This is a genomic window from Hyphomicrobium sp. MC8b (assembly GCF_905067615.1).
In the GTDB taxonomy this organism is placed as follows: Bacteria; Pseudomonadota; Alphaproteobacteria; order Rhizobiales; family Hyphomicrobiaceae; genus Hyphomicrobium_B.
Window position 1 is genome coordinate 895421 of sequence record NZ_LR898465.1, and the last position, 24433, is coordinate 919853.

Below are 24433 nucleotides of genomic sequence, written 5' to 3' on the forward strand. Positions count from 1 at the left end.
GCGAAGCTCGGGCGAAACGGGGAACAGCAGATGCAAAGACCAGTGCGAGCCCAATTGAAGCGCGGGAAGGGCTGGCGGATGCCGGCGGGCGCGGTCAAGGTCGACCGCTCAACCTCCTTCGGCAATCCGTTCACTGCGTATGGCCCGGAGAAATCCGTGCTGTATTTCAAACTGTGGGTGACGGGCGAGCTCACCAACGACGCGATCCGGGAGACCTTCCCGCAGAACATCGCCCATCACCTCATCAGCCGCCTCACCATCATCCGGAAAGGCTTGCCCTAGCTCGCGGGCAAAAGCCTGGCTTGCAGGTGCGCCCACGGAGAACCGTGCCACGCCGATGTGCTGGTGGAGCTTGCCGCGAAGGCCGTTCCGGAAAAGCTCTCCGCCTGAAAAGAACACTCGGAGGCAATATGAAACTCACACGATTTCAGCTGTGCTGGTCGGCGGTGCTCTTGGGCACGTCCCTGGAATGGGTCGCATGCCGCTATGAAGTTCCTGAGCTCCAGCCGCTCTGGGCATTCGCGGCCTTGGCATCGCTCTTGCCGCTGCTCCTGCACCGGCGGGCAGGCGGGCTGCGTTGAGCGAAGGATCTGTCGGTCCTCGACAGCCGAGGGTCCCTAATGGGATTCATTTATAAGGAGTTTAGGCAATCTTATCGATATTAGCAACTCAATCGATAAGTTTTATAAGGTCTTCTAATATTCCATAGAATGGTCGTTCTGAGGCCATTGGAATATTTGGCCTATTCTCGTGCAATTCAATTAGATAGCCATATATAACATGGACTTACGTCAATATTGGCTCCTGCTCAATAGCGTGTCCCATAATTGAGGCGATGTATTACTCAATATATGCCGCCATATCCTGCTGATATGCGTAAGACCTCCCAGATGTTGCGATTGAAAAATCCATTGCCCATTCCTTCTGCGCATCGTGGCTGTTCGCCTCCTTTGTATGCAGACAACTTGCCATTTGCATGTCCCCGGTATACTCATCAGCCGACAGACGAAAGCTAAATCCCTGAAAACAAGTTACGCTCAAGACGCCTCCACCGCTCTTAACTGGGCGGATGAGCGCCATCGCGTCCTCATCGCCGAAAACCTCCGCACCAACGCGGATGTCCTGGCGGCGGAAATCCTCGCGACCCCTTCGGCGGATGACCGGGCCGCCATGTACCGCGACCTTGCCCGCGTCTACACGCGGCTCGCGGCCTGCGATATGGATAGGGCGCGGGTGGCGGAGAGGAACATCGGGCACGACATGCAGCGGGAAAGCATTTGCCGGATCACTCTCGAGAAAATGGCGGACATGACCGAAGAGCCCGCCGTCGACGATCGCGGCGCCCGGCCATACCTCGAGATGGCGCAAGCCTTCGCCCGCCTCATCCAAGAAGAGAGGCTCGCCGATTTTTTCTCGACCGGCCCATATTCCGGTCTGGGTCGCCTGGCGTTGACCGTCGCGGAGCTGGACATCGACAAGGCGCTGAAGGGACGTGCCGCGCTGCCCGAGCTGGTGCGCATGGCGCGCATGATCCCGCTGGACCAAGGCGTGGATGAAGAGAAAATTGAATCCCAGATCTTCCGTGACGGGCTTCGCCTTTTCCGCCGCCACCAAGGCCTTGAGAAATACCCCCACGAGAAGTGAGCACCGGCACCGCCCTGTCGCCTGCCGCCGCCGCGTCCAACGTGGTGCATCACCGACTGGCAAAATCGCTGAACGACCTGCAACGGCCGTTGGCAGCAAGTGAAAGCCACATGCGCTGAGCGACACGAAACAACCCGACTTGTTTGCAGACCTCATCGGCACGGATGCGTACCGCCGTTGGCAACGCCGTGAGGAGGCCAACGACAACCGCGAGGTGGCCGCGCACAACCGCCTCATCGTTGAGAATGGCGACCCCGAATGCGAGAAGGTCATCGCCGCCCTCGAGCAAGGCTGGCGCGAGGGACGTTAGTTCATCCCTCTTGGCCGAAAGCCGTAACGGCCGCCGAAGTGTGGCTGAGGGCCAGGTTCGTGCGCGGCGGCTAGTTGCCCGTGGCAACGTCCGGTCGGATCGGCGTGATGCCGACAATGGCGGCCCCGCATCGCCAGCAGCGGAGCAAGGCGCGCAAGCTGGATGCGCGCGCCTCCTGGGGCAGCCGGTATCGTTCCATGAGCTTCTGCACGGTCGAACGCTTGCGGGCATGACAGCCGCAGCAGTGGAGCATCACCGGGGCGGCAGGGTCATAGAGGTCGGTGAGCTGCCTGCTCCGCGTGGCGGGCGTCGGTTTCCCCAGTTTGCGCGACACGTTCCCCCCCGAGGTCGGTTCGGCCTTCATATACGCACCGCTCGCGGCGCCGGTCCATTCGGTCACTTCCGGGTCGCGGCTTATCCCCGGGATTATGACAGAAAGGGTCCTTGTTTCACGGCGCCAGCCTGGTCGGCGCCGGGGGGTTCAATCGGGCAGTCTCCGTGCCGTCCGGGCGGCCACGAGGCAGCTCTCGCCGTTGGGCAACCGGAACACCCACTGCACGTCGGCAAGGAAGCGGTAGCGGAGGAACGCCGCTCCGCTCTCGAAGGCATAGGTCTCGTCGAGCACGAAATGGTACTTGAGCATGTACGCATCCAGCTCACGCCACGGCGCGCAGTAGATGGCGTCGGTGGGCGGCACGGAGGGGGGAAGGCGGTCCAGCGGCAGGCCGCCGGTAAGCAGCAAGGCGAGGAGGGCGCCGTTGGTCAAAGCCTCACCCCGGGACTCGCGCCGCGAACATCCGGATGGGGCGTGTCATCGTCGCCGCTTCCCGCCGATGAGCCCGCCGCGTTGGTATTGCCGCAGCGCATAGAGCGCGAGGCGCCTCTTGCCGCCCTCAAGCGGGTAGAGGAACTGGCCGGCCACTTGGTTTTTCCAGTAACGGTGTCCCGTGCCCACTTTCACGGGACGCCCCTTCAGCAGGCGCCAGATGTTGCTCCAGTAGCGCGTGGCCAGGGGCGAGAGGATGGGTTCGAACTTGGAGGCGCCGAAGCCCAGCTGATGGTGGATTTCGCCGAAGGCGCGAATGACCTCGCGGTCGGCGCTGCGGACGATGTGGTTGATCAGCGTGGCGGTGGTGGCCCTGTCGATCACCAGGTGAGGGGCGGTCTCCGCGGCCCTCAGGAAACGGGGGAGCGTCTCGTGGAAACCTTGGGCGATCTTCTCCTGCCGTGGCGCCCAGCCGTCCCATTGGGCGCCGACGCCGGCGAACGAGGGCGCGACGCCGTCCGGGGTGTCCATGAGGCCCACGGCCGATGGCTCGGGCGCCGAAAACAGGAACTCGACGATTTCCACGCAGTCGAAGACCATCTCCATGTGCGCGTGCGGCACGCCGTAGTCGAAGAACATGGCCTTGTGCTTGGTGTCCTTGGCCGCGAACTCCTTGCGCGTGCCGAAATAGAGCCAGGTCCATTCCTTCGCTTCCGGGAACAGCTCGCTGAGGACCGACGCCGCGGTGCCGCCCCAGCCGACGTCGATGATGGCCACCTTCGCGGGATTGCGCAGGAGGTCGTTCTGTTCGAGGTACCTTCGGAGCAGCCGCCGCGCATCCCGCGCGATGCGGGAAAGGTCCTCCTGCGCCTCGAGGAAGAAGCCCTCCAGGTCCCGTGTGCTTATCTCGCGGCCGACGACGGGATCGCCGCGGAAGTGGGCGCGGGCCCGCGCGAGGAGCGTGTCGGTGCCCTCGCCGATCCGCGCGACATAGTCGGAAACCGGCGCCACGATGCCGGAGGTGAGCTGGTAGAGGACGGTCTCGCTGCGGAGGTCGAGGCCCGCGCGCAGCAGCACCGAACGCGAGAGGTGAACGTAAGGGGGGGCCGGCGGGCAGGGGGTCAGCCGTGTGAACGCCTCGCGGGGCAACTTGCCGTCCCGGGCCACGAACGCCACGCGGTCATGGCCGCCTTTGGCCGCTTCCCTGGTAACCCACTGGGCGTAACCAAGCACCAGCGGCGCCACGACATAGCGGCCGATGTCCCCCCAGAACTCGCGGGGGCCGCCTGGGACGAAGCTGTCGCGGATCACGCTTCCGGCGGTCGACCCCTGATGGGACCCGTTCGAACCCAGGGCCGCGATCAGCGTCGTGACGTGGTGGGCGTCCGCGCCGCGTGGCGATGCGTTCGCGACCAGGACAGACTTGACGCCAAGGCTTCGCGGCACATGGAAGTCAGATGTGGCGTTGTCCCCGAAGTGCAGCATGCGGTCGAAGGCGACACCCGTCCTATTGGACAGCAGGCGGAAGGCGGACCCGTCGTATTTCGCGACGCCGTCCTCCGAGGAGATGATGAGGTCGTCCACGTTGATCTTGTGGCGGGAGAGCAAGGACATCACGAAGCCCTTGCCGAGGTACATGTCGGAAACGGCGATCACGCGCTTGCCTTTGGCCCTGGCGATCGAGGCCCAGGTGACGAGCTCAGCGCGGGGGTAGAGGCAGGAGGATTCAAAGGCGCTTTCGCGGGCGGGGTCGCCGTCGATATGCGCATAGATCTGTTCGAGGGTCACGTCCCGCGCGCTCGGATGGCGGTTACGCGCCGAGGCTTCGGCGTGGCGGCGTTCTTCCCCGAATGCCCGTGAGCCGGTTTCGGAGCCGAGGGCGTCGAACAGGTGGGATGGCTCGAGGAACGGTCTCCTGAGCAAGGTGTCGAAAACGTCGAAGCTCACCAGCTCGGCGCGGTCCAACGCCTCGGCCACCGTGCAGCGGAACGACTTGTCGAGGAAGTAGGGCGGAAAGTCCGCCACGGGTTTCGGGGCTGACATCAGGAGTCCTCCGTGGGCCGAGGCGGCGCGGGGGGCTCGCCGGTGAACATCCACGCGGGGCTCGGCACCATCGCGGCCATGACGGGGGTGAGGGCATGGCGGGTACGGGAGACGATGCCGAGCCCATGGCATACCGGCAGGGCGGAGGCGGCAGTCATGCGGGACCTCCCGCCGGTTCGAACGTCTTGCGGAAGAATTTGCTGTCGATGGTGCGGCAATGCGCGAGGGCGTAATAGGCCTCGAGCGCGTGTCCCAGGTTGCCGCGCCACAAGGCCGTGGCACCTGCCTTCTTGATGAGGTCATAGCGGAGCCTGCGGGTTTCCCCGAGATACGACGCCCGGGCGAGGTCGGGGATGGCGCGGACCGCCTCGGCCGTCAGCACCTGGCGTCCGCCGTTCCAGACGCCGTCGATCGCCTCGTAGGCCACGGCAAGCTTGCGGATGACCGGATGAAACTCCGGTGCCTGCAGCTCGGCGTAGGATTTGGGCGTGAGCCAGTCCTGGGTGGGATCGGCGCGTCCTTGGGCGCGTTCGCGCGCGGAAAAGAGGGCGAGGTCGCGGGCGAACGATTGGCGGACCTTCCGCTGGTGGGAGACCTGGCCCGGATGGACCCGGTAGTGGATGAAGGTGTGGTGGGAATTCGCGACCGCGCCCTTTTCGGAAAGGCGAAGCCACAGGTCATAGTCCTCCGCGTTCTCGAAGGATGTTCGGTAACCGCCGGCCGCGAGCACGGCCTCGCGGCGGAGCATCACCGCCGGATGGCAGAGCGCGCACCGTCCCCGCGCGAACAGCGCGTGCCTCACCTCCTCGGGCCGGCAGGGGTAGTTGCTTTCCCGTCCGGCCGTATCATCGGCGGTGATGACCAGCATCTGCGCGCCGAAGGCCGCGATCTCGGGATGATGGTCGAGCCATTTGATCTGCGAAGCGAGGCGTCCCGGAAGGGACACGTCATCCGCATCCATCCGCGCCACATACCTGGTCGTCGCTTCCGTGAGCCCACGGTTGAGCGCGGCGGCGATGCCGGCGGGCGGTTGGCGGATGATCCTGACGCTGTCCCGCTTGAGGAGGCCCGCCGCGCGCGCTTCCCAATCGTCATTGGACCCGTCATCGACGATAATGAGCGTGCCGAGGGCTTCATCCTCAAGAATGCTTTTCACCGCCGGAACGACGAAGCGGGCTCCGTTCCGTATCGGCATGACGACATCTGCGCGAAGGGTCAAATCGTACTCCACTCAATCATGCAATGGCGCAAGGTTCACGTATCGTCCGCTGCCTTCGAGAGGCGCGCGATGAAGGACTTCCGGTAATCGGAAGGGGTGGTGTTGAACTCGGCGCGGAAGGCGTCGGCGAAGTGCTTGTCGTTGTCGTAACCCGCGCGCCTTGCCACCTGCTTCACGAGCAGGCGGGTTTCGCGCAGGAGCTTCGCCGCATAGCGCATCCGCGCCTTGCGGATCAGTTCCCCGGGGGTCGGCGCGTCGACCTTTTCGAGCTCGCGCCGGAACTTGGTTTCCGACATGCCGTCCACGCGGACCGCGAGGGCGTGGGAGGACAGGATGGCGTCCTTGTATCGTGCGGTCCGCGACGGGGTCCAACCGAGCGCCGCCGCCTCGTGGCGGATCGCCTCCTTGGCTTCCCACTCGCCCTCCACCCATCCGTCGATGATGAACATCACGCGCTGAAGGAACGGGTCAACCTGTTGTGGGCGCCGGTTGCTTGCCATTTCGTATGAAAGCGGTTCTGGTTTCATGATGTGGGCAACATCCACCCGTTCCCGAAAGTCGAATGACTCGCGGGATGCGCAGAAATCTGAAAAAGAAAATGTTATTCCCCCCGCTTTCTCTCAGCGGTGAAAGGCGTTTATCACCAGGGCGGCTTAAGGTCATCTGATGAGTGGGAAATCACCCCGTAAACGTGGGAAATCCGCCGTTCAGCAGGGCTTGCGATTAACGGCATGGTTACTTCCCCTTCGCCGGGAGACGGTTTGTCTTTTTGCCGTCAACCGTCGGCAAGCAGTCCCACGATGATTGCGGATGCTCGAAGGGATTGGCGTCATATCCGAGGACGATGCGCCAGATGTGCACGTAGTCGCGCGCGGCAGCCGGGGCGGCGACGATGGCCACGGGGGCGACCAAGCCTGCCGTCGCGAGAATGAGCAACGCGATACGTACTTTCCGCAGCGGTTCGGGCGCGGCTTTGCGAGCGCATGGGTCTGTCATGACGGGCTCCTGATGTCCGGGAGCAGCGTGAGTTGGTTGGGATCAGCCCGGATGGTTTCCGTTGCAGTCCCGCCAAGCAATGAGCGCCCTCCTGCCGTCGCAAGTGGCCCGTGAAGGTTGACCAGCGCCTTTTCAAAGACGGCCATCACGGCACCGAGCGCGGGTGGTGGCGCGAGGTGCTGCATCTGCCGGACCGTGGCGAGTGTGATGTCGATCAGCAGGCATGGGTTGTCGAGATGGCGAACGACGTAAAGGTGCGTGGTGCGGTGCTTCACCAGGGACCAGTAGATGGGATTGGGCAGATAGCCGTTGTGGCCCCGCACCTTGAGGCAATTGTCGAAGCGCATCCCGGTTTCGACGAGGTGCCGGGCGTGCACCAGCTTCTCCATCACGAACGCGTCATGCGAACCGATGACCGGCTTTGGGACCAGCGGACGCGCGAGGTCGGCGAGGATCTCCGTTTCGGGAAGCGGCGCGAGCAGGTTGATGCGGCGCTGGCAGTCCTGGCGGTGGAGACGCACGGCGCCGCCGAAGCTCAACGTCGATTCCAGCAGCACCGGAGTGGCCGCGAACCAGTCCGTGCCGAGAAGGTAGGTGTGGCGGGGATTGTCGCGCAAACCCATGCGGATGAGGTAGAGCGCGAACTTACGCACAAAGAGCGCGCGTTGCTTTCCGGTGTGAGCACCGGCGCGGTCGCGGAAGCGGGTCGTCCAGTAGGCAAGGCGATCGAGTCCGTCGCCGTCCGCGGTGAAGTCCATCGCGGGCAGGCCCTCGTCGCCGCGTAGGACACCTTTCGCGAAATCCCGCATGTCTTTGGCGTCCGACGTCATGGAGCATCACCCCTGTGTGCGGGGATGGGGACCTCGAGGTTCGCGGGCGGAAAAAGGCACGACGACCGGGCGGCATACGGGTCCGACGCGGGGCAGGCGGGCTCCAGTCCGAACGCCGCCCGCCACACGTGCGCGTAGGAGCGGGCGAAGTCGGGCGCGACGACGATCAATGCCGGAATGACGTAGGAGAGGGCGAAGACGCAGATCAGGCCGCCGATCCACTGGTCCGTCGAGCCGGGGATCATGAAAGGCCGCGTGTTGGATTTTTCCTCAACCTTCTGCTTCAGCGCGGGCCAGAGGTGCGCCGCCTCTTGCAAGCGCTGGTCCCAGGCGGCGCGGTAGGCACGGATGGTGGCGTCCCCTGAATCCGCATCGGTGCGGAACTCCGTCCCGTACAGATACGCGAGCGTGGTGCACGCCCTGGTGAGCGTGAAAAGCGTGGCGGGCGTCGCGGCGGGTTGGAGCTTGATGTTGATGAGCCGCCCACCGGCGTTCTCGAACGTGGCGACACACGCGGTTTCCACGAACAGCGCGAAGGCCAGGCGCTTGCCGTGGATGAGGTCGAGCCAATACCCGTGGTCGACTGGCTCACCCCGCTTCATCGCACGCAAGGTATCCTCCCACACGTGACGGCTGTGAGGATGGCGGATGCAGTCGTCGGGTCGTCGGTACTGCACGACGCGGTAGTCGCGCTCGGTGAGCGCCTGGAAGGGGGCATCGTCGCGCGGGCGGTAATGTTGATCGACGCGGTGAAGGATTTTGAGCATGTCCCTCCGCCGCTCCCGGCGCGATGCCGTGGGTGGTTCCGGCAGGCGGCCGGGAAGGAGGGTCCGGATAAACGGGACGCACGCCGCGAACTCGGTGCGGGACGAATACAGATTGCACATCCAGGAAATCTGGCGCGCCGCCCGCTCCATGATGTTTCCGGATTTGAGGAGCCGCCGGAGGTGGGCCGAAACCATCCAGAGGACGCAGGTGCGGACGTCTTCGTCATCACGGGTCCCCTCGTCCTCGAACTCGCAGATGGCCGTGAAGGCGATGCGGCAGGCGGTGTCCTTCTCAAGGGGTAGAATGCCCGGGAGCGGCCAGAGCCCGTGCGTGCGCTCACCATCGGCGGTGAGGCCGGCAAGCACGTTCTCCAGCTGTTGCCAGAATGGCGTATCGAATGCCTTCATTGCAGCGCGGGCTCCATTCGTGTCTGGGGTGCCGGTCATCACGGCGCATCTCCCGGGCGGCACGTCTCACCGGTGCGGTTCGCGTCCCCGCCCAGTTCGCGACGGAACTTTTCGGGGATGAAAGGGGGATTGACGCCGTGGGGGCCGACGCGCTGGTCGAGGGCCGCCACGGAGCGGGAGACGAAGTCCCGCAGCCCTTCCGGTGTGTTGAGATAGCTCCATTCCAGATACTCGGAACCGCCCAGCATGAAGAGGGCGCAGAGGAGTTCTCCCTGGGTGATCGCGAAAAGCCTGCCGCGCCCCTCCGAGATGCGCAGCCAGTATCCGGCGGCAAGGTGCGGTCTGCCGAGGCAGTTCCCGGCCTGCGTCCCCACGGTGAGCAGATGCTCGGGGTGCACAAGCTCGGAGAGGGTGAAGGTGTTGTGCTGGAGCCAGACCACCGGTGCCGGGTCCGGCTCCCGCATCGACGCCCGGAACAGCACCCGTGGCCGCCGGACGCATTCCCGGAGGATGCGGATGCGTTCGTCGCGCTTCAGCCGCACGGCGCCGCCAAAGCCGAGTTTGGACGTGATGGCGCCGGGGCGGCCCGCAAACCATCGCAGGCCGCCGATGATTTCCTCGGGCAAGAATTCGTCGCGGCCGTGCCGGATCATGAAGACCGCAAGCTTGCGGATGATGGCCGTGAGCTCAGCGTCCGTGGCATTGGGGTGCATGCTCAGGAATTGATCCGTCCAGCGCAGGAGCAGGAGACGGGAGCGGGGCGTTCGCGGGTAGGTGATCGGGGCAAGCCCGGGGTGCCCAGAGACGGTCTTGCCGCCAAGGACATTGGCAACCTTTGTCCGGAGGCGCAGCAGGCGGCGTGAGATGCTGGTCATAGATCCCCCCGGAGAAGCTTTTGCGGGCCGATGAGATCGGAGGTCTCCGGGTCTGGGTCATCGAACCAGGGGCAGAAGGCCTGGTCACCTTCCAGAATGATTTCGGTGATGCCGTCGAAGAGGGGTCCGCATTCCGAATTCAATTTCTCCACGCAGGCATCGACGAAGGTCGGGAGCCCTGCGGGAAAGCTATGGAACTGCCATTCCCGGTAAGCATGGTCCTGCACGGTGAAGAGCGCGCACGGTTTCAGGCGGTGCCGGATTTCGAACACCCTCATGTCCTCGGCGGCGACCGCGTTCCAGTAACGGGCAAGGGGCAGGCCCTTGCGGGAGAGGCAATTCCCCAGCTCCTTTCCCGCGCGCAGGAGCTGGCGGGGATGGCGAAGCTCTTGGAGCGTGAAGCATTTGGAAAGCAGCCAGGTGACCGGCGGCGCTTCATCGGCCTGCAGCGCCGCGTGGAGCTCTCGCAGCTCATGGAGATGCACCGGCGTGAGGGGGGTATCATCATGCGGCATGGCGTGCCTCCGCGGTCCCGTCGCGTTCGATCTCCTTGAGGCAGAAGAACAGCAGCCACGGCATGGTCCCGCGTTCGCCGTTGCAGGCGTTGCAGGCCGCGACCTCATTGAAGAAACCGCGGCGGCCTCCCTCGCAATGGGGGATCAGGTGCTCGAGCGTCACCTCGCGCCGGCGCCTAGGGCGGGTGAAGGGCGGCGGCAGCATCGGCACGGTGCAATAGAAACAGCGGCCGTCCTGCTCGAGGAACAGTTTCGCGCGCCGTACCGGGTCCTCCTGCCTGAGCTTGCCCATCAGACGGTTCCCCCGAACGCGGTGTCGCGCCGGAGGCGGCGGCTGCTGCGGTTCGGCTTGTCGGGCGGCAAGCTCCGCGAGCGCTTGCCCCTCGTCAGGCGCTTGGCCTTGATGATGGCCACCACCACGCTTTCGACCGCGAGCTGGCGCGCGAGGTTGAAGCTGAAGACGCCGAACCGCGCCTCGAGGTATTCGGTGACATCGGTGAGGATGTCGCCCAGCATCGGCTCGTTCGGAAACTGCACCTGCAGCTCCTTGAGCGCGCCGCGCCTGACGCTGAGCAGGGCGATGCGGGCCGTGCCGGAACGCAGCGAGAAGAGCCGCAGATGGTCGTTCTCGACGTGGCGCCAGTATTCGAGCTCCCAGAGCAGCGACGGCGAGGCGCAGGGCGACACGCGCGTCCGCGCGTCGTGGGGGAATATGCGGCAAAGGCAATTGTCGAGGCGCATGCCCTCTTCCCAGAGGTGGAAAGGATGCGCGAGTTCGTGGAGGGCGTAATGGCCGGTGTCGTTCCGCCAGACCACGGGTGGCGCGTCGGGGTCTCCGGCTTTCGCCGCCATGTCGCTGATTTGCGACTCGATGCACGCGTTCCCGCCCGCGCGGCTGGCGCGGGCCTCCTCCTGCATGCCCCGCATCACCAGGCCCCCGAACCCGATGCCGCAGCCAAGCAGGCCGATCTCCAGCACCGCCATGCGCGTGGCATAACCCACCCGCGTGAGGAAATCGGGATTGGCGGCGATGGTCCCGCCCTTGCGCGCGAACAGGATCAGCTTGCGGGCGAAGTGCGTAAACGAGACGTCCCGGGGCCCCCGTGTGGGTTTGAAGATCTCGGCCGCGAGGTTGAGCCCGAGGATGGTGTGGCCGATGATCTCCGGGTTCTTCGTAAAGTCGAGGCTCCGGTCTTCCCTCTCGTTGATGTAGACCTCGCCGAAGGCGGTCCTGCCCGCGAGCAGGTTATCAAGCATCACGCGCCCCTCAAGCATCGCGGCCCTCCCTCTGCGGGAAGGCGAGGACGACGCCGTCGGCGGATTCCTCCAACGCGTATCCGGGTTCCTCCCACGGAAGCTTTGGCTGCCTGGCCTCGTAGAACGGGTTGGGCTCGTAGAGGCCCTGGTACATCGGATCGGTGAGGTAGCTCGGCATGCGCACGATCGCGCCCCTTTCCCTCGGCCGGAACAGCGCGAGTTCGTTGGCCTTCATGCGGTGCACGGAGCGCAGCAGCGCGTCGCCGAGATAGGCCTGCAGGGCGTTGGCCGCCATCGGCGTCGCGGCGCCGAAGTATTGGTGGTAGGCGCAGTTGTTGAGGATCGCTTCCCAGTGGTCCGGGTAGGTCGCCTTGAGCTGTGAGAGGTCCTGCCAGAACGTCCACACCCGGATGCCGTAGCCCCTCATCAGCGTGACGGCGGTTACCAGCTCGCGCATCTCACCGAGTTGCGCCGCTTCGTCGACCAGCAGCAGGGTCGGCTCCGCCGGCGGCGTCCGCCGGCGCGTCAGGACCGTCATCAGGCAGGTCATCCACAGCCGCAGCAGCTTGCCGTGCGTGGCGAGCTTGTCCGGCGGGAGCACCAGGTAAAGGGTCATGGGGTCTCCGCGCTCGACCTTCCTGAGGTCGACCGTGGACCTCTTCAGGCTCGTGAGCACCGATCCGCCCATCAGGTAGGAGATGAGATCGACCGCGGTGGACGTGATGGCGATGCGGGTCTTGTCCCAGGCCATGCCGGCCGGGGCGAAGGGGGCCGCGATTTCGGGATGGCACTGGTTCTCGAAGGGCTGGTGGCGGAAGTCCATCGCGAACTGATCGTAGCTCAGCACCAGCGTGAGGACGTCCTCGAGCGTCGGCGAGGGAAGGTGGGCCGAGGCGTGGGCCATCGCGCAGGCGATGAGGCTGGCTGCGCGGTTGTCCCAGTAAGGGTCTTGGTTCTTGCCGAAAGTCTTGTCCTGGACCACGGCGCGCGCGAGCGTGACGAAGTCTTCCCACCGCGCCGTCCGGGGTTTGCCCACGATGTCGAAGGGATTGAGCGAGGCGGGCTGGACGCAGCCCGTGATGCCGAAGGGGTCCAGCACGTGGACTTTCTGGCCCATCGCGCGCCGCCTTGCCGCCGTCACCGCGTAGTTCTCGCCCTTGGGGTCGATGACGATGGCCGGGCCCTGCCACGTCAGCAGCGCGGGGATGATGCAGGAGACGCCTTTGCCCGCGCCGGTGGGGGCGACGGTGACCAGGTGCCCGTCCGGCCCCTCGTCCCAGATCGGGGCCGGGAAGCCCTTCGCCTTTTCCTTCTCGGCAATACCAAGCACCAGGCCGTGCCGTGGGCCATTTCTACGTTGTGACATGACGCTTCACTCATCAAAACATGACAAAATCAAACAGACCGCCCCTAGTGCGTCGAAGGCAGGCAGACCCGCTTCAGCATCTGCCGCAGACGGAAGTGTGAGGTGATGCGGGTCAGCTTCAGCCAGCGCAGGAAGACGAGGATGATCGCGGTTCTGACCTGGTCCCGTTCCATCTCATCGGGGATGTGCTGGTTGAAGTCGCGGAAGAGCGCCGCAAGCATCAAGCCGATCTGGCCGACGGCATTGTTGCCGCCCTCCAGCGTTACCGGCGCGCCGCGCGGCTCGCCGTCTGCGGTGTAGCCCTCCATCACGTTCAGCAGCTGCTCGTAGGGATCGGGGCGGTGCTTGCTCATGCGGCGCCCCCTTTGAAAAAGACGGCCGAGTCCGCAGCGAACTTCTGGAGAAATTGGTTGTACCGTGCCTCGCATTCCTCGAAGGACAGCGATGACGTGAGTGCCTCTGGATGCATCCGGCAGTACATCACCGAACGTCCCGCATCGAAGTACCATTGCTTCTTCCGAGGGTGCACCTCGAGCACGTAGGGAATGGCCTTGAGGATGGCGATGTTGGCGAGCGCGGGCTCGGGGTCCCATTCGTAGCGGAGCGCTGACCACGCCATGGTCAGGATGTTGTCGAACTGGGGCGTGGTGAGAAGGACTGCCGGGAGCGGTGACCATCCGCCGTCCGCGCGGTGGCCCCGCATCACGTTCGTCACGTAGACGCTGATTCCGCGCGCCGGTAAAATCGGCGGCTTCTTTGCAGGGCTGACTCCCGGCAATGAGCAAGACGCCGACAGCGGCACCGCACCCAGGCCGAAAACCGTCCGCCGTGAAATTGTTCCCGTGCCTTCTCCACGCATCGCGCACTCCCTCCAAAACGCAAAGGTGGTGCCGCGTCGCCCGATCAAGGACGCGATGGCTCCCCGCTCCCGTGGGTGACGGGAAGGACGGGAGTGGATCTTGCGGGACCCCGCTGCCATTCGCGAACGCTCAAGAGCGCCGCGGCACCGGGTGCGGAAAAGTAGCATGCAAATGGACGGGATTGCGGCGGTGGTTTGAATTATCGGAGGCGCGTGAACTGAGTGATACCCCACGGCTGTGCGCACGCTGTGGAACATTTTCCAGGATGCGCGCGGCACGCCAGCAAATGCGGGTCGCTCAGCGCGCGGATCATGCGCAACGCCATTTTTGGAAGCTTGGAAGCATGGTCCCAACACCGTTGCAATTGCGGAACATGCGCGTTTTAGTTTTCGTCGTGCGAGGGGGTGATTTCCCGCCGACGCTATTCGTCTCGCGGCGAACGATGGGGATCGGCCATCGCAATGCCGTCCAAGAACACCTCGGCGTCGCCGACACCGATCGCTTCGGCGAGCGTCTGGCCTGGCGGCCGGTAAAGGATGTGCCGCGGCCGCCCCGAGAACGCGCGCACGATGTTGGGGCGCTTGAAGCCGAGAAGCTGCGCGGCCGCCGCGTTCGACATGCCCGCCGCGCGCACCTGCTTCCGGACGTTGGCCCAGACGGCGGCGGGGTGCCTTCCCGAAACGCGGTAGAAGTCCCAATCGAGCCGTTCGCCATCGTCGAGAAGGCGCGTCAGCGCCTCAAGGGGAACGCGGAGCGCGTCGGCAAGGAAACCAAGGTCCTTCACCGAGAGCTCGCTGCGCCCGTTGCGGATGTGCAGGGCTTCCACGCGGTGAAGTCCGGCGGCGGCGGTGAGCGCCGTGGTCGAGATGCCCAGCCTGTGCAGGTGATAGGCCACGCGCGCCGCGAGACCATCCGGGTCCTGGCCATCCGCGAGTAAAGGTAATGGCCGTCGCGCCAGCTCCGTTGCTTCCGTTGCCCATGATTATGGGGCGGCGCACAAGCGGCGGAACGGTCATTGCTGAAAACATGACCAGGAATGATCGCGGGTGCATCGGATGCCCACCAAAGAGGCACGCCGCAAGACACCCCGGCGCAATTCCGTCAGTGTCCGGCCATGGGAGAAGCGAAGGCGGTCGGAATGTCCGCGGCGAAAGCCGCGCACGTCGTCGCGATCAAGGCGACACCCCACAGCGTCGCCGCCGAACAGGCGCTCATCGCCGCCCTCATGGTCAACAACAGGCTCTACGACGACGTCGCCGGAACGCTCCGTCCGGAACACTTCTACATTCCCCTGCATGCCGCGGTTTTCGAAGCGCTCGAGCGCATCATCAACACGCGTGGCGTCGAAGCCAACCCGATCAACCTCGCGCAGGAACTCAACTCTACAAGCTTCAACGCCCAGAACGACCTCTTCCCGCACCTCTCCAGCATGTTCGAGCACGCGGGCCAGGCCGGCGACGTCAAAAGCCTCGCCGAGGTCATCTGCAACACCTTCACGCAGCGGATGCTCATCGGCCTTGCCGAAACGATGAAGGTGGAAGCGGAGAAGGCGGACTCACCGGAAGCCACCGCGGTCATCGTCAAGGAGGCGGGCGACGAGCTTTACCGGCTAGCTAACACCGGCACCACCTGCTCGCTCCGGAACGTGCGCGAAAGCCTGAAAGCGATGTTGCACAGCGCCGAGAAGGCCAAAAGGGCAGGGGGCGGCGTCACCGGCATCGGTTCGGGCCTCGTCGACCTGGATAATCTTCTGGGCGGTTTCCAGCGCAGCGACCTCATCATCCTCGGCGCGCGGCCGTCGATGGGGAAGACCAGCCTGCTCCTCAACATCGCCCACAACGCCGCCCAGGCGCTCGCGTCCGGCAACGACCACGGCGCGGCCGTCGGGGTCTTCAGCCTCGAGATGTCGGCCGAGCAGCTCATGCAGCGCATGGCGGCGGGACACGCCGGAATCGACGCGCAGCGCATCGCCAACGGCAACCTCACCGACGGCGAGATGGAACGGCTCACCCGCGCGGCGGGGGCGCTGGCCGAGCTTCCGCTCTACATCGACGATGCGCCGGGGATGTCCATCCAGGCGATGCGCGCCCGCGCCCGCCAGATGAAGCGGCAATACGGCATCGGCCTGATCGTGGTCGATTACCTGCAACTCGCCACCGCGCCCGGCCGGAGGAACGAAGCCAACCGTGTGCAGGAAGTGTCTGACATCAGCATGGGCCTCAAGCAGATAGCCCGCGAACTTCATGTTCCCGTCATCGCCGCCTCGCAGCTCTCCCGCAACGTCGAATCCCGCGACAACAAGCGGCCGATGCTCGCCGACCTTCGTGAGAGCGGCAGCATCGAACAGGACGCCGATGTGGTGGCTTTCCTCTTCCGGCCCGAATACTATCTCAAACAGCAGCTTGGCGGCGCTTCCGAAAGCGCCGCGTCAACGGACGCCGACCGCAAGAAGACCATCGAGCTCACGGACAAGCTGGAAAGGACCAAGGGCATTACCGAGCTCATCATCGCGAAGAACCGCAAGGGACCGACCGACACCGTGAACCTGCTGTTCCAGGCCGAAACCACCACCTTCCACAGTCTCGCCCGCCACGCGCACTGACGAACCGTCTCCGCAAGAGATCTGAGACTTACAGAACAACGTGATCTGACCGCTAAACCTCGTGCTCCCGCCGGTAGGCGGGCCTCGGCCGAGTTGCGGAAAAGGGCGCATGCGGAGCAGTTGGCCCGGCGGGAATCGGAATTGCGGTCATCGCCTCTCCGCGCGATGATCGAGGCCGAACTTCTTCAGGAACAGCGTATTGCCCGTGGGTGATCCCGGCTGGGTTCCCCACCGGTATCCTTTCCGGTGGCCGCTTGGCGTTCGCCATGGAGGTGCGCAGGCGCCTCATCGATAGGGTTGGATGAGCGCGGCGCTTTCGGAGCCCTACGCGTTTAGCAGGCCTACTGGATGTCGTAGCAGGTCGCCTGGCACCAGTACGCGCTGTCGTCCGACGACGTGATGGTCAGGCTCCATGCGCCACCCGGCGAGCTGATCTGGCAGCCGCCGCGCGGCTGGGAGGTCATGCCCTACTGGTAGCTGATCACGCACAGGTCGCGCGTGCCGAGGCCGTAGTCTGCGGGTTCCTGTTTTTGGCGATGTTATAGATCGGGCTCGCGTAGGTCTGGCGGATGGTGCCGGAGCCAGCCGCGCACGTGCCGGTCGCGGAACTGCAAAACTGCTTGGCGGTGTTGCACGCCACGACCTTGTTCAGGAGGGCGGTGACGGTGCCGAGGTTGGTGGTGTTGAGGTTCGCGGTCAGGTCCGGCGCTGAGGCTATGCACGCGCCTGTGGCTTGGTTATAGACTGCTTGTTGGTGGTGCAGGCGGCGATCTTCTTCGCGAGCGGTTCGTCCACGGAAATGCAGACGTTGTGGACGGAATCGTAAAGCTGCCCGTTCTTACCACAGTTAAAGATGTTGTTGATGCTCGACGTGGTGATTTGGTTGGCCGATCTTGGCGTTGATGCCCACCTGGCTGCTGTTGACCGTGTCGGCGCCGGCGGACGCCTCGAGTGCGGCGGCATTGCCGCAGAGCGCGGCGCCCAAAACGAGAAGTCCCAGAACACGCATTGAAGGTGCTTTCCTTGTCGTAGGCTTATCGGACAACGCGAAAACCGAACTGACAAGGGTGGCGCCGGAACGAGGGGAAGGGGCTGTTGCGAAAAGGAAACCCTTCCGTAGGCGGAGCAAATTGCGGATGAAGCCTCAACAGAAGCCCACCAACCAGACGCCCGTGTTAGGATGCCATTAGGGACATCGCGCGGAGTTGCTTTCCTCTGCGAGGATTCTAACCAACAAAGGAAGGTAATTGAGTTGTGGCGGGGGAACACGATGGCACTGAGGCGTCGGCCGTTGGCGGAACGGGTCTGCCGGTCGTTGTGCGCGTATCATGGCAATGCGCCGGACACGCGGTTCGAAGGCAAGGCGATGTGGGAATCCTACGCCGAGGAAGCGGGGCAGATCATCGACGGCGCGGGCATCATCGCGTTTCTGGCCGTGGTGCGCGAGGTTGCGCAGAACCCTTCCCTCACGGAAAAGCTGCGCGCGGATTTGATGGGCGCGTTGGAGGCCTTCGAAGGCTGATCGACAAATCTGGCCGCTTGCGGAGCATGTGCGAGGCACGCCAAGCCGTGGGCGATGGGATCTGCCTCGGCACTTCTGGCGTTTGACCCGCACGATGCAAAGGAGAGACCCATGGCCGATGATAAAACCAAGAAGGGCAAACAAGACCGCACGCGGATCAATATGAGCGAGCGGTATGAGGTCGACTACTGGAAGGACAAGTTCGGCGTCAGCAGCCAGGCGCTTGCCGGCGCCAGTCGCGCCACCGGGTCCGACAACGCGAAGGCGGTGGAGAAGTACCTGAAGGAAAAAGTGTCGAAGTAGGGGACGCGGGAAGGCGCTGTCAGGCGATCCATGTGGTGGCCACCATAAGCGGCCGTCGCCGGGTGAAGGCGATTTTAAAAACGAATGAAAGCCACCACCACATGGACCACCTCGACCTACTGTCGGATCTTGTTGGGCAGCTGCGCCTCGAACGCGTGCCCGACGCCCTCGGAATGGCGCTCGATGAATACAAGCTATGCCTCCGCCATGACGAAGAGACGCTTGTCCCGCCGAACCTTCCGCAGGAGATCAGCGAACGCCTGGACCACGGCCGCGACCTTGCCGTGGCCCGCCGCAAGGTCATCAGCGACGCGATGGGGCAGGCGGTGAGCCATCTGCCGATCCGCGACTTGCCGAGGGAGTTCCAGAAGTTCCATCCGGACTACATGACCACCATCGCGCCCGAGGAGACGGAACGGGCCTTGAAGGCATGGGGGCTTGGCGCGGACCAATCCCGTTGAAGCCGGGGGCCGAAAGGCCCCCTCATTCGAGCTGGGCCCGCCCACGAGGTCCTCACGCGACATCACAAAGACCGATGAGGCCCATTTTCGCGCTGTTCCCCTGGTGTTCGGCTTGTGCCCGGCGTGAAAGGGCACATACGGTATCCACAACCTGTCAGCACCCCACATCCAGCGTTTTGTACCGAGTACGCGTATGCCCAGATGCGCACCATCGACAAGCTCAACCTTGATCACGGCCGCGGCACCATCGGGTTCGCGATGTCGGGCACCCGGCAGCGCTGGGGCCTCAGGGCAGAGCGCAAGAGCAAGCACTACACGACCGATTGAGGTCAGCTGCTGGAAGTCAGGTGAGCATCGATAATGTTGCAACAGGGGACACACGAGATGCGCGCGAAAGAATCCCGATGTGTACGCGCTGTGCACCATGTATCGGCAGACCAAGCGGAAGCACGTAGCCTGGCGCCATGGAAAAACTCATCACCTACGGGGTGCCCTGTCTGCTTGGCGCCGGTATCGCGATCTACTGGACCGCGCGCCTCGCGCTCACGATTGGTGCAATCACGCTTTGGCTTCTGATGTTCCTCGCGTGGCTGTGTCTCGTGTGGTTCATCAAGGGCGCGCCGCCGCGATTGGTGATGCGATATTTCTAGGCGGTGGCGTGGAAGGGGCACGTTGGCGAAGTGGGGACCACGCGATAGATTCCACGTGCACCATCAGGTGCCGAGATTCAAGGCTCGACGAATGCGGCTGTCGCACAGCTGAAACGAATGCTCCTCCGGCCTGCGGTCGGGGAGGCAGCAAAATAGCGCAAGCAATATACTGCGCCGTTCATTCGACGGCTTTGAACTCCCCGGCCACCTTGTTGGTGCGCCGTCAAGGAAAGCTGCGCCGAGTGCCAAAGAAAAAGCCAGCGTCCCCGTGGGATGTCGCGTGCGGGAGACGTCTCCGCGTCGCGCGCCTCGGCGCCAAAAAGACCCAGATGCAGGCGGCGGCGGAGCTTGGATGCAGTTTTCAAATGTATCAAAAGCTGGAGAAGGGGTCTGCCCGGCTTCACGCCGAGGATGCCGTGAATCTCGCGAAGATGTTTCGTGTCTCGGTGCTGCTGCTGATTTCGATCTGACCAACGTGACGCGGTGTTTCTGCCAGCTCATCGGAACAAGAAACGCAGTGAGGGCATTGAAGTGGACGCGGAGGACTTCTTCGCCCTCGCCAAGGAGCTTACACGCTGCCCAGCATGGCGATAGAACGAGGAGCGCGCGTAGAGCGATGTTTCAGGATAGAGTAGACTATGCGCTCGTATCTGAAAGTGGCATTGACCGGCATCGAAGGCTTGGACAACGACGTAATGTCCGGTTCCTCCGAGCCCGCAGTGGGGCCGCCGGGTAGGCCGTAATGCTGGCTTCGGATATTCTCCCTCCGCGGTCCCACGCTTGGTTTAAATGGTGGCTTTGCGGCTCGCTCATCACAGTTGTTCATGTCGGATTAGTCCTTTGGGCAACCTCCAAGCCGCAGGTCGACGAGGTTGCCGACGAGGTGACCGGCGCGATTGCGATGGAGCTTTCTCCGATCGTAACGCAGCAGCGTGTCGAAGCACCCGAAGCGGCCCTTGGGCCGCAAGCTGACGACGCCGTACCTACCCCGCCGACGACTGAAAAGGTCGAGGAACTCAAGCCGCTCGACATACCGCAATTTGAGCAATCACCTCTAGCGCCGGAGCCGGAGGTGGCGCTGCCCATTGCTAAACCCGCCAAAGAACCGACGCCGAAGCAGGAAGAGCTCAAAGAGGTCCAGCCCGAAAATCTGGCGCCTCAACAAACAGCATCTTCATCAGCAGCTGCGCCGCCTCAAATTGCGGTTACAGAACAAAAAACTCAGTCTACGAACCAAATCGGCGAGGCGATCAAAGACACCCAAGCGGTACTCACCTTCCAGAAATCAATCCGCTTGCACGTAAGGAAGCACCAAAGCTATCCCCGTGAAGCAAGGGAGCGTGAGCAGCAAGGCGCCGCCGTTGTTGAATTTACGATAGACCGCAGCGGAAAGTTGGTAGAGGGGAGAATTCGCTCATCCTCAGGCTTCGCTATGCTCGACGAAGAAGCATTGGCGACGATCCAACGATCCGATCCGTTTCCTTTCCCTCCAGACGACGCGACCGGACAGTTGCTCAAGTTCTCGCTCAAGATCGAATTCAGAATCAAATAGCGGCTTTTTTCTTCGCGCTGGTCCACCTGCTTACCTGCAGCCGTTCGAGGACGTGAACAAGCGCGTGCTCGGCTCGCCGCCAACATCCCGTTCTCAACTGGAATCTGCCGCTGTCGTTCATCGACGCGCGGGAGCAGACCTATATCAACGGGATGCGGTTACGCGTTCAACAGGCTGGAATACGCCCTGCTCCGCCACACGCTGGGGAGCCGGACCAGTTCCGCGAGCGCTACCGCAACCTCATCCTCATCCTGGGCACCTTTGGCGACGTGGTGCGCGGGCCGCCCCGGCAAGCATCGGCGAAAGAACTCATCGACGGCCGCATAGCTGATGTGCGGGCTTCGGACAGGCCCCGCTTCATCGAGAGACGGTGGAGACCGAGCTGCTGGCGCCCCACGAAGGCAACATCGCGCCCTACAAGATCGTGTCGTCCGAGTTCAAGGCGCGGCAGAAGGAATGGTCAAAAGGCTGAGAACGGCAAAGGGCAACGAAGTCTCCCGAAAGTGTGCGGCTTGCATATATCCTATCCAGGGGGATATGATGGGCTTATGAAGCACACAAACCATAGCGACATTATCAAGCGCCTCAAGCGGGCCGAGGGCCATTTGCGGTCGACCATCGCCATGATCGAAGAGGGGCGATCCTGCGTGGACCTCGCGCAGCAACTCCACGCCATCGAAAACGCCGTCGCCAATGCCAAGCGCGAACTGATCCACGACCATATCGACCATTGCCTGGACGACGCGGTGGCGGGCAACGGCAAGCCCGCGAAAGCCGCGCTCGCCGAGTTCAAGGCCCTCAGCAAGTACCTGTAAGATGATGAAGTTGAAATTCACGGACGTGTTGGATTGGTTCGGCTTCTTCCACGAGAAGTCGCTCGTTGGTCACGGGCATAGCCATAGCGACGGCGAAGGGCACGGCCACAGCCATGGCGTCATCGACGCTTCCATCGCCACGACGGACCGGGGCATTTGGGCCATCAAGTGGTCCTTCATACTGTTGGCGATCACGGCGTCGTTCCAGGTCGGGGTGGTGCTCATCTCCGGCAGCGTCGCGCTGCTGGCCGACACCATCCATAACTTCGCCGACGCCACAACCGCCATCCCGCTGTGGATCGCCTTCCGGCTCGCCCGCCGCAAGCCGACCGACACCTTCACTTACGGTCTCGGGCGCGTCGAGGACCTGGCCGGCATTACCATCGTCGCCATCATCCTGTTCAGCGCGCTGGTTGCCGGGTATCAAGCAATCGAGCGCATCCTGCACCCGCAAGCCATCGGCGCCTTGGGGTGGGTCGCGCTTGCCGGGCTCATCGGCTTCATCGGCAACGAGGCGGTGGCGGTGTTCCGCATCCGCGTGGGCCGCGAGATCAACAGCGCGGCGCTGATCGCCGACGGCTATCATGCCCGCACCGACGGGCTCACCAGCCTCGCGGTGGTCGTCGGCGCAATCGGCGTGTGGCTCGGGTTTCCGCTGGCCGACCCCATCATCGGCCTCCTCATCACGGCGGCCATCTTTCTCATCGTCTGGCAATCCGCCTGGTCCGTGCTGACCCGCATGCTGGATGGCGTCGAGCCCGGTCTTGTTGCCGAGGTGCGCCACGCATCGGAGCACGTCAAAGGCATCACCAAAGTCGCCGACGTCAAAGCGCGCTGGCTTGGCCACAAGCTCCACGTCGACACGGCGGTGTTGGCCAATGCTGCAGCGACCTTGGCCGATGCAGACAAGATCAGCATGGCCCTCAAGAACGAGCTGTTCGCGCACATCCCCGCGCTGGCCGTCGCCAATGTCCGCGTCCATGCTTCGGATGAGGCCGTTTCAGGCGCACCGCAAGAGCACGCCGGTCATCACGATCATCATGCCCCGGCGCCGTTTCCCTTTGAGGGCAAGCTGGCGGGGGGCTTGGTGGAAATCATCGATACGCCCGAGGGCGAGCGCATGCGGGTGACATTCACCCACTATCCTGCGGGCTTGAAAGTCGCAGTCAACATCCGGCGCCCGTCGAGTGACGAGCATCTTGATTGCGCGCCGATGCGCGACGAGCCCCATCGCTACGTCAGCAACGCAGCGCCGGCGGAGCCGCATTCATTTGATGCCACGCTCAACCTGCGTGCCGGCGACCAATTAGAAATCATAGAATTTCAAATGGAAGAGCCCCACGGGCATTAGACAAAGCGCTTGCTCCTCCAGTCACTGGAGGACGTAGCGTGGGCACGGGTCGCCCTGCGGCCCCCGATGACAACAACGAGAAGCAATGCCGATGGCGCACGACCACGATCATGATAACCACAACGGTCATAAGCACGACCACGGCCATGATCACGGTCCGGGCCATGCCCACGCGCATGCGCCCAAGGATTTCGGCTGGGCCTTCGCGGTCGGGACGTCGCTGAATGTCGGCATCGTCGTGCTGGAGGCGGTGTTCGGCGTGCTGTCCAACTCCATGGCCCTGTTGGCCGACGCGGGACACAACTTGAGCGACGTCTTCGGGCTCCTCTTGGCGTGGGGGGCGAGCGCGCTGGTGAAGAAGAAGCCCACCGCGCGCTTCACCTATGGGATGGGCGCCTCCTCCATCCTCGCGGCGTTGGCGAACGCCATCCTGCTGCTGGTCGCGACCGGCGCCATCGCCTGGGAGGCGATCCAGCGGCTGCATTCACCCGAGCCGGTTTCAGGAATGACGGTGATGATTGTCGCCGCCATCGGCATTTTGGGGAACGGCTTCACGGCGTGGCTTTTCACCTCCGGCCGCAACGACGACATCAACGTCAGGGCAGCCTTCCTGCATATGGCCGGAGACGCGGCGATCTCGTTCGGCGTCGTCCTGGCGGGCGCGGTGACGCTCTACACCGGCTGGCTCACGCTCGACCCCTTGGTGAGCCTCGTGATCGCCGGGCTGATTGTCTGGAGCACATGGAGCCTTCTCAGGGATTCGGTGGTGATGGCGATGCAGGCTGTCCCGCCCGGCATCGACACGGCCGCGGTCAGAAAATCGCTGGAGACCCTCCCCGGCGTGACCCGGCTCCACGACCTTCACATCTGGGCGATGAGCACGACGAAGACCGCGCTCACGTGTCACCTCGTCATGCCCAAAGGGCATCCGGGCGATGCCTTTCTATCCGGCACCTCGGAAATGCTGAAGGACAGGTTCAAGATCGCCCACGCCACCTTCCAGATCGAGGTCTCGGAGACACCCGACTGTGCATTGGAGCCCGACGACGTTGTGTGACGCCCCTTATGCCGGGTTGTCGAGCCTGAAGGTGTTGCTCTCGCTATCGAAGTCGAACATCTCCCCGCAGCGCGCGAGGGATACGATGTTGCGGAGCGTGGATTTGGCGGAATCCTCGTCGATGTAGTTCTCAGGCTCGTCCTGGAAGCGCGAGTCCGGCGCGCGGCGGGCGGGCCGTTCGTCGAGCACGCGGCGGATGTGCCCGATGTTCGGGACATGCGTGATGAGGTGCTGACGGGTCCCGGTGCCGGAAGTGCCAAACAC

At 63.9% G+C, this 24433-nt stretch carries 32 protein-coding genes and 1 pseudogene; 15 read left to right on the forward strand and 18 right to left on the reverse strand.

Annotation, left to right across the window (positions count from 1 at the left end):
• Positions 1-78 precede the first annotated feature (78 nt).
• The 4 genes and pseudogenes from ACLB1Z_RS04290 (at position 79) to ACLB1Z_RS04305 (ending at position 1954) form a co-directional block, all read left to right on the forward strand.
• Positions 79-390, forward strand: a pseudogene (locus ACLB1Z_RS04290) (DUF4326 domain-containing protein).
• A 20-nt stretch (positions 391-410) separates the two neighbouring features.
• Positions 411-581, forward strand: coding sequence for a hypothetical protein (locus ACLB1Z_RS04295; protein ID WP_409562191.1), 171 nt, complete (start codon positions 411-413; stop codon positions 579-581).
• Positions 582-933: 352 nt separating this feature from the next.
• Complete coding sequence (locus ACLB1Z_RS04300) at positions 934-1644, forward strand: hypothetical protein (RefSeq protein ID WP_409562192.1); 711 nt, start codon at positions 934-936, stop codon at positions 1642-1644.
• Between the two features lie 139 nt (positions 1645-1783).
• On the forward strand, positions 1784-1954 hold the full coding sequence (locus ACLB1Z_RS04305) for a hypothetical protein (RefSeq protein ID WP_409562193.1): 171 nt from the start codon (positions 1784-1786) through the stop codon (positions 1952-1954).
• Between the two features lie 70 nt (positions 1955-2024).
• On the opposite strand, the gene ACLB1Z_RS04310 is transcribed toward ACLB1Z_RS04305, so the two are convergent.
• From ACLB1Z_RS04310 to ACLB1Z_RS04385, 16 genes are all read right to left on the reverse strand, one after another.
• Complete coding sequence (locus ACLB1Z_RS04310; RefSeq protein WP_409562194.1) at positions 2025-2318, reverse strand: hypothetical protein; 294 nt, start codon at positions 2316-2318, stop codon at positions 2025-2027.
• Between the two features lie 117 nt (positions 2319-2435).
• Complete coding sequence (locus ACLB1Z_RS04315; RefSeq protein ID WP_409562195.1) at positions 2436-2720, reverse strand: hypothetical protein; 285 nt, start codon at positions 2718-2720, stop codon at positions 2436-2438.
• 45 nt (positions 2721-2765) lie between these two features.
• The gene (locus tag ACLB1Z_RS04320; RefSeq protein ID WP_409562196.1) at positions 2766-4763 is read right to left on the reverse strand and encodes a hypothetical protein; all 1998 of its coding nucleotides are present in this window, start codon (positions 4761-4763) and stop codon (positions 2766-2768) included.
• A gap of 154 nt (positions 4764-4917) precedes the next feature.
• Complete coding sequence (locus ACLB1Z_RS04325; protein ID WP_409562197.1) at positions 4918-5982, reverse strand: glycosyltransferase; 1065 nt, start codon at positions 5980-5982, stop codon at positions 4918-4920.
• 35 nt (positions 5983-6017) lie between these two features.
• Entirely contained in the window at positions 6018-6509 is a 492-nt protein-coding gene (locus ACLB1Z_RS04330; protein WP_409562198.1) for a helix-turn-helix transcriptional regulator, read from the reverse strand.
• A 208-nt stretch (positions 6510-6717) separates the two neighbouring features.
• A complete protein-coding gene (locus ACLB1Z_RS04335) occupies positions 6718-6978 on the reverse strand; it encodes a hypothetical protein (RefSeq protein WP_409562199.1) in 261 nt (86 codons plus the stop codon).
• A complete protein-coding gene (locus ACLB1Z_RS04340) occupies positions 6975-7808 on the reverse strand; it encodes a hypothetical protein (RefSeq protein WP_409562200.1) in 834 nt (277 codons plus the stop codon). The genes ACLB1Z_RS04335 and ACLB1Z_RS04340 overlap by 4 nt, the downstream gene beginning before the upstream one ends.
• A complete protein-coding gene (locus ACLB1Z_RS04345; protein ID WP_409562201.1) occupies positions 7805-8983 on the reverse strand; it encodes a hypothetical protein in 1179 nt (392 codons plus the stop codon). Before ACLB1Z_RS04345 ends, ACLB1Z_RS04340 begins: the two co-directional genes overlap by 4 nt.
• A 38-nt stretch (positions 8984-9021) precedes the next feature.
• Positions 9022-9858, reverse strand: coding sequence for a hypothetical protein (locus ACLB1Z_RS04350; RefSeq protein ID WP_409562202.1), 837 nt, complete (start codon positions 9856-9858; stop codon positions 9022-9024).
• Positions 9855-10373, reverse strand: coding sequence for a hypothetical protein (locus tag ACLB1Z_RS04355; protein WP_409562203.1), 519 nt, complete (start codon positions 10371-10373; stop codon positions 9855-9857). The genes ACLB1Z_RS04350 and ACLB1Z_RS04355 overlap by 4 nt, the downstream gene beginning before the upstream one ends.
• Positions 10363-10665 (reverse strand): HNH endonuclease, encoded by a 303-nt coding sequence (locus ACLB1Z_RS04360; protein WP_409562204.1) that lies wholly within the window; start codon positions 10663-10665, stop codon positions 10363-10365. Before ACLB1Z_RS04360 ends, ACLB1Z_RS04355 begins: the two co-directional genes overlap by 11 nt.
• Positions 10665-11630: a hypothetical protein gene (locus tag ACLB1Z_RS04365; protein WP_409562205.1), complete on the reverse strand. Its 966-nt coding sequence runs from the start codon at positions 11628-11630 to the stop codon at positions 10665-10667. Before ACLB1Z_RS04365 ends, ACLB1Z_RS04360 begins: the two co-directional genes overlap by 1 nt.
• Positions 11631-11640: 10 nt before the next feature.
• A complete protein-coding gene (locus ACLB1Z_RS04370; RefSeq protein WP_409562206.1) occupies positions 11641-12996 on the reverse strand; it encodes a type IV secretory system conjugative DNA transfer family protein in 1356 nt (451 codons plus the stop codon).
• A gap of 44 nt (positions 12997-13040) precedes the next feature.
• On the reverse strand, positions 13041-13349 hold the full coding sequence (locus tag ACLB1Z_RS04375; RefSeq protein WP_409562207.1) for a hypothetical protein: 309 nt from the start codon (positions 13347-13349) through the stop codon (positions 13041-13043).
• Positions 13346-13855, reverse strand: coding sequence for a hypothetical protein (locus ACLB1Z_RS04380; protein ID WP_409562208.1), 510 nt, complete (start codon positions 13853-13855; stop codon positions 13346-13348). The genes ACLB1Z_RS04375 and ACLB1Z_RS04380 overlap by 4 nt, the downstream gene beginning before the upstream one ends.
• A 422-nt stretch (positions 13856-14277) precedes the next feature.
• Complete coding sequence (locus ACLB1Z_RS04385) at positions 14278-14751, reverse strand: hypothetical protein (RefSeq protein ID WP_409562209.1); 474 nt, start codon at positions 14749-14751, stop codon at positions 14278-14280.
• Between the two features lie 243 nt (positions 14752-14994).
• Between ACLB1Z_RS04385 and dnaB the strand changes: the two genes are divergently transcribed.
• Positions 14995-16458 (forward strand): replicative DNA helicase, encoded by a 1464-nt coding sequence (dnaB, locus tag ACLB1Z_RS04390; protein ID WP_409562210.1) that lies wholly within the window; start codon positions 14995-14997, stop codon positions 16456-16458.
• 847 nt (positions 16459-17305) lie between these two features.
• Here the strand turns inward: dnaB and ACLB1Z_RS04395 are convergent.
• Entirely contained in the window at positions 17306-17467 is a 162-nt protein-coding gene (locus tag ACLB1Z_RS04395) for a hypothetical protein (RefSeq protein WP_409562211.1), read from the reverse strand.
• A gap of 282 nt (positions 17468-17749) precedes the next feature.
• Here ACLB1Z_RS04395 and ACLB1Z_RS04400 point away from each other — a divergent pair, with 282 nt between their 5' ends.
• The 10 genes from ACLB1Z_RS04400 (at position 17750) to ACLB1Z_RS04445 (ending at position 24169) form a co-directional block, all read left to right on the forward strand.
• Positions 17750-17980 carry a hypothetical protein gene (locus tag ACLB1Z_RS04400; protein ID WP_409562212.1) on the forward strand — a complete coding sequence of 77 codons (231 nt, stop codon included), beginning with the start codon at positions 17750-17752 and terminating at the stop codon, positions 17978-17980.
• 111 nt (positions 17981-18091) lie between these two features.
• On the forward strand, positions 18092-18283 hold the full coding sequence (locus ACLB1Z_RS04405) for a DUF3606 domain-containing protein (protein WP_409562213.1): 192 nt from the start codon (positions 18092-18094) through the stop codon (positions 18281-18283).
• Positions 18284-18318: 35 nt separating this feature from the next.
• Positions 18319-18744: a hypothetical protein gene (locus ACLB1Z_RS04410; protein ID WP_409562214.1), complete on the forward strand. Its 426-nt coding sequence runs from the start codon at positions 18319-18321 to the stop codon at positions 18742-18744.
• Positions 18745-18945: 201 nt separating this feature from the next.
• On the forward strand, positions 18946-19071 hold the full coding sequence (locus ACLB1Z_RS04415) for a DUF4113 domain-containing protein (protein WP_409562215.1): 126 nt from the start codon (positions 18946-18948) through the stop codon (positions 19069-19071).
• 137 nt (positions 19072-19208) lie between these two features.
• Positions 19209-19394 carry a hypothetical protein gene (locus ACLB1Z_RS04420; RefSeq protein WP_409562216.1) on the forward strand — a complete coding sequence of 62 codons (186 nt, stop codon included), beginning with the start codon at positions 19209-19211 and terminating at the stop codon, positions 19392-19394.
• Positions 19395-19723: 329 nt separating this feature from the next.
• The gene (locus ACLB1Z_RS04425) at positions 19724-19864 is read left to right on the forward strand and encodes a helix-turn-helix domain-containing protein (protein ID WP_409562217.1); all 141 of its coding nucleotides are present in this window, start codon (positions 19724-19726) and stop codon (positions 19862-19864) included.
• Positions 19865-20136: 272 nt separating this feature from the next.
• Positions 20137-20946, forward strand: a complete 810-nt coding sequence (locus ACLB1Z_RS04430) for a TonB family protein (RefSeq protein ID WP_409562218.1) — start codon at positions 20137-20139, stop codon at positions 20944-20946.
• 548 nt (positions 20947-21494) lie between these two features.
• A complete protein-coding gene (locus ACLB1Z_RS04435) occupies positions 21495-21761 on the forward strand; it encodes a metal-sensing transcriptional repressor (RefSeq protein WP_409562219.1) in 267 nt (88 codons plus the stop codon).
• Between the two features lies 1 nt (position 21762).
• The gene (locus tag ACLB1Z_RS04440; protein ID WP_409562220.1) at positions 21763-23112 is read left to right on the forward strand and encodes a cation diffusion facilitator family transporter; all 1350 of its coding nucleotides are present in this window, start codon (positions 21763-21765) and stop codon (positions 23110-23112) included.
• Positions 23113-23203: 91 nt separating this feature from the next.
• On the forward strand, positions 23204-24169 hold the full coding sequence (locus ACLB1Z_RS04445; protein WP_409562221.1) for a cation diffusion facilitator family transporter: 966 nt from the start codon (positions 23204-23206) through the stop codon (positions 24167-24169).
• Positions 24170-24175: 6 nt separating this feature from the next.
• On the opposite strand, the gene ACLB1Z_RS04450 is transcribed toward ACLB1Z_RS04445, so the two are convergent.
• Positions 24176-24433, reverse strand: coding sequence for an AAA-associated domain-containing protein (locus ACLB1Z_RS04450; RefSeq protein WP_409562222.1), 258 nt, complete (start codon positions 24431-24433; stop codon positions 24176-24178).